A 13,693-nucleotide genomic window follows, 5' to 3' on the forward strand; every position below is an offset into this window, starting at 1 on the left:
TTTTCCTATAAACCTATTTTATTAGATTCGTCAACTTATTGGTATAAATTAACAATTGTTTGCAAAACACCTAGAATCATAGGAACATTATCGAGACAATAAACATCAACATCAATAATTAAATTATTTCTTTCTAATTTAAGAAACCGCCAGACAACGCCAGTAGTTACGCAGCCATATATTGCAGGTATGGAATGGTGTTCGCGTTCGTTGAATAGCTGAGCAGCTACCATTTGTGCTGCACACTGTGGCAGACAAGATTCTATTTCTCCGACTTTCGTTTCTCTCAATGCAAAAACCGGAACTTTAATTTCAAAATCAAACGGAACAGAAGACATTAGAAAGTCGCATTCCCCATTCAATCCCAGCTCAGCATCTACATCAAATGACCAACCCGAAAAAAGAGAAAATTGTCTGTTGTTCCTTTCTCTAAATTCTAACAGAATAGGAGAAATAATCCGTTCCGAACGTTCTTTTGCAGTTGTAACAGCAGTGTTAGAACTAATTTCCATTGCTCTCCAAAGCCATTCGGAGGGTTCTACAGGAACAACCTTGGCACTCAAAATAGGACTGAGTGATAGCTCCAATCCAAATCGCTCTTCTAATTGTTGGAAAGTAAAGGATTTGTAAGACATATTTCTCTAATCAGTCGGTGAAAATAAAGATTACTTCGAGATAGAAAGCGAGTTGAGAAATGCTAAACTCGCTTGTATAGCAACTCTTGCAGAATTTTGTCAACCTCTCTTTTCTTCCTTCCTCTCTATTCCCTGGGACTTCGACATCGATCCGTTAGTTAAATCCGTTAAATCCGTCGAGCGAATCCGTTGCCGAACTTCCTTCTAAACATTTAACCACTCAAGCAGTACCCTAGGCGCGGGCAACAAAATCATTAACAAAAGCCCGATCGCCAACAACCCCAAAAAATCCCGCCGATTATCCAATTCACTGACATCATTCAACGCCGGTTCGTCGTTTAGTGGCGTGAAAAACAAAATGATCGCCCACAGCAGTAAACCCTGTTCCAAAAAAGAAAGCAGCAGCATACAAAGTCTAGCAACTTGCCCGATCGCCATACTCGCTCGCTGGCCGAACATCGCGTGTACAATGTGCCCGCCGTCGAGTTGTCCTACCGGCATCAAATTAAACGCCGTCACGATCAAACCCAAATAACCCGCCACCGCTACCGGATGCAAATCGATCGCAGTTTCCGCATTCAAAGCGCCACCCAAGGTTAACTTGCTCAACAAAGTCATCAGCAGCGAAAAACTGGGTTTGAAAGAGTCAAAATTTAACATTCCCGACTTGTCAGACAGCGGTACAATAGTCGAATGATTCAAACCCCAAATTAATAATGGCACTGTCGCCACTAAACCCGCCAGGGGGCCGGCAATGCTAACATCAAATAAAGCTCGGCGGTTGGGAATTGGACTCCGTATTTGAATGAAAGCTCCAAAAGTTCCTAAGAAAAAAGGAATCGGGATAAAATAAGGCAAAGTCGTGCGAATTTTGTAGAATTGGGCAGCTAAATAGTGGCCGGATTCGTGAATGGCTAAAATTGTAATTAGAGCTAGCGAGTAAGCCAAACCCTGCAGCAACATTGATGGGTTGGACTGCAAAGCTTGTTCAGTAACTCCGGCAAGTCGCGTCCCGACAAGCGTAGTCGTAAACACCGTAATCAGCAGCAAAGCTAATGCGAAAAATGGCCGGGTTACAGATTCGGTTTTGACAGGAGTTTCTCCTGATTGGTGGCTGGGATTGGGAACTATAGCAAAAAAAGGTTGACCGCTCAAGCTGTTTTGAAATACTACTAAAAAGCGATCGCCAAAAAGCCTCTCCACATTCTCCCGAATTGCCTGATAAGCCTCCTCCGGGTTCGTCCGCAACTGTCCGCGACAAATTACAGCCTGCGGCCGAAATTCCAAATCTCGCAAAAAGTAAATTGACCAAGGAAAACAATCGCGCAAACTCGCTTCTTCTTCTTGATTGATCGGGCGCACGGGCGGTTTTGGCTTTGCAGGTTCAGTCGCAGAGTCTGCTAACTGCTCAGCAGTTTCGGCGGTAATTTTCTTGCGCCCCAACTGTACCAAAAACCAATACAAAAAAGGGCAAACCAGAAAAGGTATAATTACCAACTCCGGCGGTACAGTTTTGCTCGTGCCGTAAACTAAAATCCAACCACCCCAAATCAGCGCCGGTGCCATCATTACCAGCCACAGCAGCCATATCGGAGTTCGGGTGATGCGACTGGTGCCGTTCTGCAACAAGTAGTACGATATCAGCCCCAATACGAACAACCATAGTAAAAAGAACATAATATTTATCCCATTCCCTTCTGAAATACTTCCTTGAAACAACAGACTTCAGTCTCCAAACAACCCAGACCCGTACTCGACAATATCCTTGCTTTCCCGCCCAACCGGGATACCCTGGGTGCAACAGCCTATTTCATTGTAGAAAACCAAACTAACATCCTGGTGGATTGTCCCGCTTGGGATGAGATTAACCAAACATTTTTGCGGGAACACGGCGGCGTGCGACTGCTGTTTCTCACCCACCGTGGCGCTATCGCCAAGGCGCGGGAGATTCAGGAAGCCACGGGGTGCGAGATCCTGATTCAAGAGCAGGAAGCTTATTTACTGCCGGGTTTGAAGGTGACGGTTTTTGAGCGAGAATTTGTTGTGAGCGATCGAATCAAAGCATTTTGGACTCCTGGCCATTCTCCTGGTTCCTCTTGCCTTTATCATAGTGGCAGCGGTGGAGTGCTGTTTTCGGGTAGGCACTTGCTCCCCAACCGAGAAGCCGCCCCAGTACCGCTGTTGACGGCAAAAACTTTTCACTGGCCTAGGCAAATTAACAGCGTGAAGTCAATTATCGATCGATTTTCGCCGGAAACCTTACAGTATATTTGTCCCGGTGCAAATACTGGTTTTTTGCGGGGAAAAGGATCGATCAATCAAGCTTTTGAGAAATTAGCCAATCTGGATTTAGCTGTTTGTTTGCAGTCAAAACCTGAACCCTAAATGTATGCTACAACATCAAAAAATGAGCTGACGCGCTAATTATAGCGGTAAGGTGCGCCCTTACGCACCCTACATTATCCTTCAGTCTCTTAGAGAGGAAGTTCGTTGGTGAAGTAGCGGTTTCAACCGCCAATTCTTAACTTGGAAAAAACTGTGGAAAAAACCGAAAAACAAAAAATGCTCGCCGGTGAATTGTATTTAGCTGCTGATGAGCAATTAATTTTGGATCGCCAGCGAGCCCGCCGCATCGCCAGAACCTACAATTCTACCCGCGAAGACGAACCAGACAAACGGTTAGAAATTCTCGCCGAATGGTTCGGTGCAGTTGGCCCAAAAGTTGAAATCGAGCCACCTTTCTACTGCGACTACGGCAGCAATATTTATGCGGGAAACGGATTGTACATGAATTTTGGCTGCGTGATTCTCGACTGCAATCGAGTTAACATTGGGGAGAATTTGCTGTGTGGGCCCAACGTACAAATTTACACCGCTCTTCACCCCACAGACCCGGAAATCAGGCTTTCTGGCCTAGAACTCGCCGCTGAAATTAATATTGGCCATAATGTTTGGATTGGTGGCGGCAGTATTATTTGTCCAGGAGTCACTATTGGCGACAATAGCACGATCGGCGCAGGCAGTGTTGTTGTCAAAGATATTCCCGCAAACGTCGTGGCGGCGGGGAATCCTTGCCGAATCATCCGGCATCTACCTTGATGTGGTACGATCGACACACTCGTGCGATCGGCTCCTTGGAGCTTAACCAAAAAATTTTAGGTTTAGAACAGCCGGTTTGAGATTTTTCACATAAAATCCCCGAAAAAAACCGTGGAATAAATCTAAAATCGCTTAATATCAAATCCGTTAGCATCGGAATAGTAAATTCGAGTTGACGGTTGACAGTGAACAGTCAACAGTCAACAGTCAACAGTCAACAGTCAACAGTCAACATCATTCCGGTGTAACCGGAAATGATATAATTTCTCGTTCCCGGTTTCCACACTACCAAGCTTTTCTTATGACGACTGCAACAGTTTATCCCAACGCTCCTGATCTCTGCACCGACGACTACATAGCAGTCGGTGTAGCTACCTGCTTCATCAAAGAAGAAGGCGAAGTTTTTGAAGTGCAAGTAATCGAAGCTATTCCCTCAGCAGCTTTAGAAGCAATTTTGAAGGGAATTCCCACATCTTATTTAATGATTTGCGGGACGACTTTGGGAGCAGTGCTCGACGGCGAAACACCCAAAATGTTGCCAGAATTCCCGACATCATCTCAGTTTAGCGAAGAATTTGGCTTTCGGGCGATCGCCGCTGCCCGCACTTACAAAATCCGCCCCCAAGCTCAACTTCACATTCCCTTGGGAACAGTTCGCAACGACTTTACTTATTCCTTAGAACGCAAAAGGGTGCTCAACTCCGAGCGCATCATTCGCACTGAAGACAATGTGAAACAGCACGAACACACTCACAAGGTTCTTTAAACAAATCGCGCAACTGGGGCAATTTAACAGTGCCTCAGCCAGCGAATGCACCGAAAATAGTTTGGATTGTTGAGATGTAAATTAAAGATTTAACAAGTTTTTCGTTCATTAATAATAATTAACAAAAAACTTTTAATATTCCGTTATTAAGCAATACTGCGGATATTTTTTGATTGCCAACTGTAGAATAAGAGTTTCAAGGCGATCGCGTGCTCGAAATACCAACCGAAAATCAAGGTTTTCAGACTACTAACTAAAAACAGTCTGGACTATTGATTAAGACACACACCAAAAATCTCAACCTAAAATTTCTACTGCTCACATCACCTAAATAATATAAATTATTAACGACTGTAAACAAAAATTAAGTAGTTGATAACCTTTTTTAAGTTGTCAAAAATGTGGTATGATATTATTCCTGTTTAACAAAGTGATATCCAATCGGGCAGCATCGGAATTAATATTACCCACCGCTAGGACACGGCAGTGCCGTGTTCCTACAATTAATCTGGGTAGGGAAACGGCACTGCCGTGTCCTTTATATCATTCCGGTGGAACCGGAAATGATAGGAACTGCTCGGGGGGGAAAAATTAAAAAATCCCCGCAATTATTGAATGCTAGTAGTTTAAGACTACTGGCAGGCGGGCAAGTAGATCGTAGGTGAGCTAAGGATTTCAATCTCACAAATTGGTCAAACCATGCGAAGCTTTGCGAGAGTAAAGTGGTGGAAATTAACTCGACTATTGCCAGCGGGATTAAAGGGCGAATACCATCTTGGGTACCAAACTGCGCTCTTAATTTTGGGGGTAACAATTCTGGCAACTAGCATCACTGGTTGTATCAGCTATCAAAGTGTTCGCCGCTTGATTATCACAAATTTAGAGCGAAATGCTTTGTTAGAAGTTAGGGATCGGGCAAACAAGATCGATCGCTGGCTCGGCACTAGAAAGGCTGAGATCGAAATTCTCGCCCACACTCCTCCGGTTCGTTCGATGAATTGGTCAGTGGCAGAGCCTTATTTAAAATCGGAAGTAAATCGACTGCAAGAATTCCTGCACTTCGCATTAATTGCTCCCGACGGTTCTTATTTCACCACAAAAGTGGGCAGAGCGTTGATTAATGTTAGCGACCGCCAACACTTCAAAAAGGCAATGGCTGGGGAAGTCTATGTTTCAGATCCTACCAGTTCTCGCACGCTCAAAGGACAAAGTATTGTTCCCATTTCAGCTCCGGTGTGGTCAAATTCGGTAAATTCTATTGATAAAACAACCGAAAAGCCGATCGGAGTAATGAACGGCGTCATTAGCATGGATCGAATTGCCGAAGTAGTAGGAAAGCTGGAATATGGGGCAGGAACTTACGCTTTTGTTCTCAATTCTCAAGGAGTGCCGATTGTGCATCCCGACGCTCGATTAATCGGAAATATCGACAAATCGGCTCCCAGTCTTTTAGAGTCCGCAGATACTAATTTGGCAAATGTAGCCCGGGAGATGGTTTATCAAAAAACGGGCATTGTGCTGACTCAAATCAACGACGCCAGAGTTTATGTTGCTTATATTCCTTTAGAACAAGCTGAATGGTCGATCGCCCTCGTAATTCCCCGCGACAATCTCGAAAAAGAACTCCTTCCTTTCAAGATACTAGCAGTAGCCGCCGGCTTACTTGCCGCCGCAGCAATTTTCGCAACAATTGTGGGGCTCAAGCTGTTTGCCATACATTGCATTCGCAGTCGCACAGAAGCCCTTCTCCACCGCTTGACTGGCCGCATTCGCGCTTGCTTGCAGCTCGATCGCATCCTCCAAACTACAGTAGACGAACTCGGTACTGTGCTGCAGCTCGATCGAGCAATTTTCGCATGGTACGATCCCCGACAAGATACTTTAGAATTTGGCTGGGAATATTGCCGGGAAGGTTTGCCGACGCGCTTGGGAATCTTTGGTGTTCCAGGAGGGCCTTCTGGAGATTTAGCTGCACGGCTTCACCGCTGCGAAACGATACTGCTACATAAAACGGCCCCTCCTGATGCCACAGCGTCTGATGAACACGCCCATATCGAACTCACAAATAGTCACTACGCAGCAGTACCCGTACTAACTCAGAATCATCGGCTTGGATATCTGTTCGCCTGTGCAAATCGGCGGTTTGCGAATCCCGACGAGGTGGAAGTTTTGGAAGCAATTGCCGACTCGCTGGCGATCGCAATTTCCCAATCTCAACTTCACGGGCAAATTCAAGAAGAACTCAAACTTTTGGAAGAAGTATTAGCCAAACTCAGAATCACCGAAGAACATTTAGTACAAAGCGAAAAAATGACAATTATCGGTCAACTAACCGCCGAAGTTGCCCAGGAAATTAATAACCCGATTAACTTTATTTACGGCCGCCTGATTCACGTTAACGATTATATCAAAGATTTACTCAATATAATTCGCCTCTATCGCGAACAATATCCCGAACCTGTGCCGCGAATTGCCAAAGAAATAGAGGCCTGCGACCTAGATTTTATCAGCGAAGAATTGCCGCAAATTCTCAACCTTTTGAAAATAGGAGCAGATGGCATTCGCCAGATAGTCCTGGCTTTGCGAAAATTTTCACTTCCTGACGAAGCCAACAAAGAACCCGCCAATGTTAATGAGAGCATCGACAATATTTTGCTGTTGCTGGCTCACAGACTGGAGCAAAAAATATTAGTAGTCAAGGAGTACAACAACCTGCCGCCAATTTTGTGTTATCCCGGTCAACTGAGCCAGGTATTCGCGAGTCTCATCATCAATGCTATAGATGCAGTTAAAAGTATTGAAAATTCCGCTCAAATTATTACAATTGAAACCGATATTATAGAGGAATATACAGGCAGATTTATTGTTGTATCCATAGTTCACAATGGTTCAATAATTTCGCAGGAAATTCAACAGAAAATATTTGGTCATTCTTGCCATACTAAATCATTTAAAAATTTTACAGGGTTGGATCTGTCTGTGTGCTCTAAAATTATTGTAGAATTGCACGGCGGCAGCCTTACAGTTGAATCTCCAGTGCAATCTCAAATTAAATCTAAAACAGCGGGCGGTGCTGAGTTTAGGGTAAAATTGCCGATCGTTTGATATCGCATCTTGCCGCCAGTAAAACCCGCCGCAAATCTTGCTAGCAAGCTGCGCGAAAAGCTTAATTTGGCTTCGTAGTCAAGACTTTAGTTTTCATAAAACGGAAGAATGAAGTCCTCACTACAAACCTAATAATCATTTGTTAACCCAAGTTGCTATGATAGGATTAGGGAAATAATAAAGGTGCAACCACAGCAAACAACCAGCCTCCCATTACCAAGACTTCCGCAACAATTAATAAAATATTTCTGTTCATTTTCAAATAAAGCATTTTCACATTAAGAGCGATCGACCAAAGAGCGAATTTTCTTCCACCAAGCAGCCGGCGAATCTTCCGGGCGATATGCGGCATCAAACATCGACAAAATTAGCGGCAAACCCCCCACCTTCGCACTCATCAACAAGTGCATTGCCAGACAAAATACCAATACCACCCAAGCAGAAGCGTGTAAATAATACCAAACCTGCGTCAATTCCCCAGCCGGCAGCCATTCTTCCTTAACCATACTGCCAGAAGCGATCGCCCAAGTCAGTGCCAGCAACATCAACGTATTCACAATCCGGTGCAAACTGTACCACCAAATCTGTTTTCCCAACTGCGTTAGTCTCCCAAAAGAATCCGGCTGCACCAAGCGTTTTTGACCTGCGTGAAAACTGTACAATGCAAAAGTTGGCATTATTCCTAACAGCAACATCTTGCCAAAAGTGCCGTGAATCCCGATAATATCTGCAATCTGAGGCACGGGGACTTTGCCAAACCGCCCATCGTAGGTGTTGTAAACCAGAAATGCGCTCAAAATTGCTAAAAGGGCGATCGCAGCGTTAACTCCATGCAGTAACCTGAGCAGCAATGGCTGGTACGGTCTAGATTGCGGCATAGTCAATTCTGCTACTTGATAAATAATCTTTTACAGAATACAGCTAAGCGCTGATTTTTTCAACCCTTGCCAATTGTGAAATAAATGTGAGTCAAAAATGAATAGATTATGATAAAAACGCAATTTTATCAAAATTTAGTGTAAACTAAAACAGTCAAAAGTAACACTTTAATTTATAACACCTAACACCTTACAAAAATGGATACAGCCAGTACCATATTACTTTCCTTGGGACTAGCAGCAGATGCTTTTGCGGTTGCTGTTTCTAGCGGTTTAGCTATCAAACACATGAAGGTCAATAAAGCTTTAAAAATTGCCTTATTTTTCGGAGTGTTTCAAGCTTTAATGCCCGTCATAGGATGGTTGATAGGTCTTAGTTTTAGTTTTTTGATAACACCGATCGACCATTGGATAGCTTTTGGGCTGTTGAGTTTCATTGGCGGGAGAATGATTTATGAATCGCTGCAAAGCGAAGAATGCGAGAAAAAGTTCAATCCCTTAGATACGGGGACTTTGATAACGCTGTCGGTGGCGACGAGTATCGATGCCCTCGCAGTTGGCATCGGATTTGCTGTTCTGAAAGATTCTATTGCTCCTGCGGTTACTGCGATCGGATTTATTACTTTCTTTTTAGCCTTTGCAGGCGTGTTTATCGGTCACAAGTGCGGCAACTTGTTTGCAAATAAAATTGAGATATTGGGCGGAGCAATTTTGATTTTTATTGGCAGCAGAATCTTGTTTATGCACTTGACAGAACTGCCATTAGTTATCGGTCATTAATTATTAGTCAGTAGTCATTAGTCGAACATTGACATCAGAGTCTCTGGTGACTCCAATTCCCAATTCCCAATTCCCAATTCCCAATTCCCAATTCCCAAAAAATGCTATAACAGCAATGTTGCGTTAAAGGATAAAAATTTCGTGCTGAAACTTTACGGCGGAGCCCGCAGCAGGGCCTCAATTGTCAAGTGGTATCTAGAAGAAATAGCGGTTCCTTACGAATTCATCATGCTGGATATGCAAGCAGGGGCACACTTGCAGCCAGAGTATCTCGAAATTAACCCGATCGGCAAAGTACCGGCAATTGTTGACGGAGATTTTAAACTTTGGGAATCCGGCGCAATTCTGCTGTATTTAGCTCAAAAATATGGTAAGATGCCAGACACTTTGGAGCAGCAAGCTCAAATCGTGCAGTGGGTCACGTTTGCTAACGCCACCCTGGGGCCGGGAATATTTACAGAAGGAACTCGCGATCGCGAAACTCCCCAGTTGTTAAAACCGTTAAATGAAATTTTCGAGAAACAGCCATTTTTAATGGGTGATGAATTTGGCGTAGCCGACGCAGCAGTCGGGTCAATGTTGGCTTACATTCCGATGATGCTAAAACTAGACCTCAGTGCTTATCCGGCTGTTGTAGATTACATCAAGCGGATCTCAGAAAGACCGGCATTCAAAAGTGCGATCGGCGGTAGCTGAAGGCAGAAAGAAGAACGAGACAAAACTTAATACCTAAAAGCAGGGGCAATTCAAAAATTGCCCCTGCTTTTAATGAAATCAAACTTATCTAAATCCGACAGCCGCCTGCCAAACAAAAGCCAGCAGCAAGAAAAATACGGGAATGACCGGCAAAACATTAACCAAAGGCTCAAAAATCGAATAAGCTTCGGGCAGTTTTGCTAAAAGTAATGCAGCTTCCATGAATCAACCTACCTATCCAACAGAATTTTCATAATTGTCGCATATCTTCACCCAAGGCAATCATGATTGATCGACTCTCGGTGCAAGCCAGTAGGCAAACTCTTCAGTAAATCGATCGGCCAAAATCGCCTCCCGCATCCTCCCAGTAAAGCGAATCAACTCCGTCACATTGTGAAGCGCCAGCAAAGTATACCCCAGCACTTCGTTAGCCCGCGCCAAATGAGCCAAATAAGCCCGACTGAATTTTTGGCAGGTATAACAAGGGCAAGACTCATCCAGCGGAGCAAAATCCTCCCGGAACCGAGCATTTTTCAAACTCCAGCGTTCCCCACCCACAAAAGCCGTCCCGTGGCGGGCCAGCCGAGTCGGTATCACGCAGTCAAACATATCTACGCCACTCGCCACCGCCAGCGCCATTTCCCGATAAGTCCCAATCCCCATCAAATAACGCGGTTTATTTGCCGGCAACAGAGGCGCTGTCACCTTCACAATCTCTGCGATCAAATCCCCCGATTCCCCGACACTAACGCCGCCGATGGCGTAGCCTGGTAAATCCAAATCTACCAACTGGTTCGCCGCGCGCGATCGCAAATCGGGGAAAACGCCCCCCTGGACGATCCCAAACAAAGCTTGATCCGGGCGCGAGTGAGCTTGCATGCAGCGTTGCAGCCAGCGGTAAGTGCGATTTGTGGCAGCCTCTACCTCCTCCCGCGTAGCGGGGTAAGGGGGACACTCGTCAAATGCCATAATCACATCAGCACCCAACTCATTCTGAATTTCGATCGATCGTTCCGGTGTCAAATTAATCATGCGGCCATCGCGGGGAGAGCGAAAAGTCACCCCATTCTCAGAAATAGTCCGCATTTGGCTCAAGCTAAACACCTGAAAGCCACCCGAATCCGTCAGCATTGGGCCCGGCCAAGCCATAAATTTATGCAATCCGCCCGCGCCTGCGACAATTGCTTCCCCCGGCTGCAAGTGCAAGTGATAAGTATTTGCCAAAACCATTTGAGAACCCGCCGCCTCAAGATGTGCCGGGGTCAAAGTTTTGACATTAGCTAGCGTCCCCACTGGCATAAATTTAGGCGTTTCCACCACACCGTGGGGAGTGGCAAAAACCCCTGCACGGGCTTGGGTATGGCTGCAATTAGCCTGACATTTAAAAGAAAATTTCGCCTTGTCCTCAGTCATTAGTCCCCGATGATCGTTAACCGCTACTCGGCCGTCCGTGTTATTTAATCTATTGTTGTTGACATCGCGACAAAAAAAACCATGACCCCGCCCAAAAACGGAGACAAGTTTCCGACAATCGTCGTGGAGGGCAAAAAATTTTAGACCTTAGTTCTAACTCCCAGATTCAATGCTGCCAGTAAATCTAAAATCTAAAATCTAAAATCTAAAATCGACTGACTGACAATTAAAAGGGGGAATCATCATCATCCAATTGCAGATCCCAGTTGCCGGAGAGTACCTGATCGACAACCGCATCCAAAGCCGCAGCATTTAAATTCCGGGCGAATTGCTCTTGCAAAGGATTGGAGAGGGGAATTAACCGCAACAGCCGTCCGTCTTGAACCAAGTCAAAATAAGCACCATCTTCAGGAGACTGTTTCAGTTCCAAGTAATCAAAACTATACACGTTCAAATAAAGCGCATGGTTGGCAATCAGGGTAGAACGGTGGGGGTTGGCGAAGACTTCGAGTACATAACCTTCCCCTTCGCTATAAATCTGGCCATCTTGTATGTGAAGGTAGCGGACACGTCCTAAATCAAACAGCAATCTTTTGATATCGCGTTTGTTGACGACAATCCCTGTATCGATTATGCAAGGAGCAACTACCCTGTTATTCAATTGATCGTGACTCATGGAGTAAAAGCCTCTGTTGTAGTATTTTCCCGTCTTGAAAATCAGGGAGTTAGCTAGAATTCTTGGTACGGGAAACGCGGATCTTGAGTTTAGTCTTTTTAGATAGGGAGCTTTGGGATCGCTGCCGACAGAGGTTTTCCGGGGAAAAGAGCGGGCGACAGGAGGAATGCTCGATCCAAAAAACTAGGGTGTTACAGTCCAATTCTGGCACACACTAATCGATTGACAACTGCATACCAGATGAAAAATTTTCTATCTTATGGTGCATGATAAATGGGTTCGCTCTACGATCGACTTTTTCCGGAATCAAGGCGCTGCCATCGCAGCCGCAGTCGCTTTTTATACTTGTTTGCCGGTACCGGTGTCTTGGACTTTGGAGTTTCGGGGCATTGCCCGCTTGGCACCGGCGATCGGGCTTTTGATTGGGGGGATGGTGGGACTGGCGGATGTTGGGTTGCAGTTGTTGGGAATGCCTGCTCTGACTCGATCGGCCTTGGTGGTAGTCTTGGGCATCGCCGTGACTGGCGGGCTGCACTTAGACGGGGCAATGGACGCGGCGGACGGGCTGGCTGTACCCGACCCCGTGCGTCGGCTGGAAGTCATGCGGGACAGCGTTACAGGAGCCTTTGGGGCGATGGCTGCGATCGCGATCGTGCTGCTGAAAACAGCCGCTCTCTCGGACTTGAATAACTATCGCTGGCTGGCTTTGATGGGTGTCGCGGGTTGGGGGAGGTGGGCCCAACTGGTGGCGATCGCCCGCTATCCCTATCTCCGGGCCGAGGGTAAGGGAGCTTTTCACAAAGAATCGATTTATTCTCCTTTTGATTTTATCCCCGGAGTGCTGTTGCTGCTGAGTTTGAGCGTGGTGCAAGTTGTCTTGGAGGGCGATCGGTGGCTGTTGGCGGTGGGGATGGCTTTGGGGGGAAGTGCGATCGGAATTTTTGCCGGAGCCTGGTTTAACCACCGTTTGGGCGGCCACACGGGCGATACTTACGGTGCTGTAGTCGAGTGGACGGAGGCTTTATTGCTGTGTCTTTTGGCCGCTTTGGAAGGGTAAGTTATGCCATGTTGCCATTGTTTGAGTGAAAACTCTAGTCCTCAATTTACCAAATAACGACGGTTCTAGCAGGTGGAAATCCGCACTCAATAGCAATGGTTTTCATCCTGTCTGCCTTCAAATGCCACCCTAGATTAGATACAGCAAACCTCAAACTATAAAGAAAGCTATGGGATACTTTATTGCTGCGATCGTCCTCGGAATGTTAATTGGGGCTGGCTTCGAGATTGTCCAAACAATCCGCAATTGGGAAACGAATCCCGAAGAAACTACCAGCAAAATTCAAGCTGAAATGGTCAAAGAAACATATCGCGGTCAATTTGGTGCCGATGCGCTGGAGGGAGGGAGTCAGGCTGTCGGAAACGCACTCCACGCCGGCCACTGCGCCGCCGAAGCTGCGACTGGCGAATCTGCTCCAAGTGCGATCGGTCATGTGGTAGAAGGCTTGTTGCACGTGCTACACCATTAATATCGTGTCTGCTAGCGTAAGTTGTGCAAGTGTTTTTGATGCTGTAGATACTGTCTTGACCTGTCAAGGGGTAGCAGTCAAATAATTGGGGTCGAAAGGCTTTTGGGATTTTAAAATCC

Annotated in this window: 14 protein-coding genes; 8 read left to right on the plus strand and 6 right to left on the minus strand. The window is 45.8% G+C overall.

Annotated elements, in window-relative coordinates:
* Window positions 1-35: 35 nt before the first annotated feature.
* Both QUA36_RS26705 and QUA36_RS26710 read right to left on the minus strand, forming a co-directional pair.
* Window positions 36-635 carry a hypothetical protein gene (locus QUA36_RS26705; protein ID WP_333459653.1) on the minus strand — a complete coding sequence of 200 codons (600 nt, stop codon included), beginning with the start codon at window positions 633-635 and terminating at the stop codon, window positions 36-38.
* 204 nt (window positions 636-839) lie between these two features.
* The gene (locus tag QUA36_RS26710; protein ID WP_333459654.1) at window positions 840-2,312 is read right to left on the minus strand and encodes a site-2 protease family protein; all 1,473 of its coding nucleotides are present in this window, start codon (window positions 2,310-2,312) and stop codon (window positions 840-842) included.
* 33 nt (window positions 2,313-2,345) lie between these two features.
* Here QUA36_RS26710 and QUA36_RS26715 point away from each other — a divergent pair, with 33 nt between their 5' ends.
* The 4 genes from QUA36_RS26715 (at window position 2,346) to QUA36_RS26730 (ending at window position 7,605) form a co-directional block, all read left to right on the plus strand.
* Entirely contained in the window at window positions 2,346-3,020 is a 675-nt protein-coding gene (locus QUA36_RS26715; protein WP_333459655.1) for an MBL fold metallo-hydrolase, read from the plus strand.
* Between the two features lie 153 nt (window positions 3,021-3,173).
* Window positions 3,174-3,734 (plus strand): sugar O-acetyltransferase, encoded by a 561-nt coding sequence (locus tag QUA36_RS26720; RefSeq protein WP_333459656.1) that lies wholly within the window; start codon window positions 3,174-3,176, stop codon window positions 3,732-3,734.
* Between the two features lie 301 nt (window positions 3,735-4,035).
* Window positions 4,036-4,500 carry a hypothetical protein gene (locus tag QUA36_RS26725; RefSeq protein WP_333459657.1) on the plus strand — a complete coding sequence of 155 codons (465 nt, stop codon included), beginning with the start codon at window positions 4,036-4,038 and terminating at the stop codon, window positions 4,498-4,500.
* Window positions 4,501-5,199: 699 nt separating this feature from the next.
* A complete protein-coding gene (locus tag QUA36_RS26730) occupies window positions 5,200-7,605 on the plus strand; it encodes a cache domain-containing protein (protein ID WP_333459658.1) in 2,406 nt (801 codons plus the stop codon).
* A 278-nt stretch (window positions 7,606-7,883) separates the two neighbouring features.
* On the opposite strand, the gene QUA36_RS26735 is transcribed toward QUA36_RS26730, so the two are convergent.
* Window positions 7,884-8,483 (minus strand): cytochrome b/b6 domain-containing protein, encoded by a 600-nt coding sequence (locus tag QUA36_RS26735; RefSeq protein ID WP_333459659.1) that lies wholly within the window; start codon window positions 8,481-8,483, stop codon window positions 7,884-7,886.
* 198 nt (window positions 8,484-8,681) lie between these two features.
* On the opposite strand from QUA36_RS26735, the gene QUA36_RS26740 reads away from it, so the two are divergent.
* Together QUA36_RS26740 and QUA36_RS26745 are read left to right on the plus strand one after the other, a co-directional pair.
* Entirely contained in the window at window positions 8,682-9,263 is a 582-nt protein-coding gene (locus QUA36_RS26740; protein WP_333459660.1) for a manganese efflux pump MntP family protein, read from the plus strand.
* A 141-nt stretch (window positions 9,264-9,404) separates the two neighbouring features.
* Window positions 9,405-9,959, plus strand: coding sequence for a glutathione S-transferase family protein (locus QUA36_RS26745; RefSeq protein WP_333459661.1), 555 nt, complete (start codon window positions 9,405-9,407; stop codon window positions 9,957-9,959).
* An 84-nt stretch (window positions 9,960-10,043) separates the two neighbouring features.
* Here the strand turns inward: QUA36_RS26745 and QUA36_RS26750 are convergent, their stop codons facing one another.
* The 3 genes from QUA36_RS26750 to QUA36_RS26760 all read right to left on the minus strand — a co-directional run bounded on the left by QUA36_RS26750 (window position 10,044) and on the right by QUA36_RS26760 (window position 12,048).
* Entirely contained in the window at window positions 10,044-10,181 is a 138-nt protein-coding gene (locus QUA36_RS26750; protein ID WP_006634808.1) for a photosystem II reaction center protein K, read from the minus strand.
* 60 nt (window positions 10,182-10,241) lie between these two features.
* Window positions 10,242-11,372, minus strand: a complete 1,131-nt coding sequence (gene tgt, locus QUA36_RS26755; protein WP_333162452.1) for a tRNA guanosine(34) transglycosylase Tgt — start codon at window positions 11,370-11,372, stop codon at window positions 10,242-10,244.
* A gap of 226 nt (window positions 11,373-11,598) precedes the next feature.
* Entirely contained in the window at window positions 11,599-12,048 is a 450-nt protein-coding gene (locus tag QUA36_RS26760; RefSeq protein ID WP_333285598.1) for a hypothetical protein, read from the minus strand.
* A gap of 259 nt (window positions 12,049-12,307) precedes the next feature.
* Between QUA36_RS26760 and cobS the strand changes: the two genes are divergently transcribed.
* Window positions 12,308-13,105: an adenosylcobinamide-GDP ribazoletransferase gene (gene cobS / locus QUA36_RS26765; protein WP_242722367.1), complete on the plus strand. Its 798-nt coding sequence runs from the start codon at window positions 12,308-12,310 to the stop codon at window positions 13,103-13,105.
* A 169-nt stretch (window positions 13,106-13,274) separates the two neighbouring features.
* Window positions 13,275-13,574 carry a hypothetical protein gene (locus QUA36_RS26770; RefSeq protein ID WP_333459662.1) on the plus strand — a complete coding sequence of 100 codons (300 nt, stop codon included), beginning with the start codon at window positions 13,275-13,277 and terminating at the stop codon, window positions 13,572-13,574.
* Window positions 13,575-13,693: the final 119 nt, after the last annotated feature.

The organism is Microcoleus sp. Pol10D4 (assembly GCF_036701555.1).
In the GTDB taxonomy this organism is placed as follows: Bacteria; Cyanobacteriota; Cyanobacteriia; order Cyanobacteriales; family Microcoleaceae; genus Microcoleus.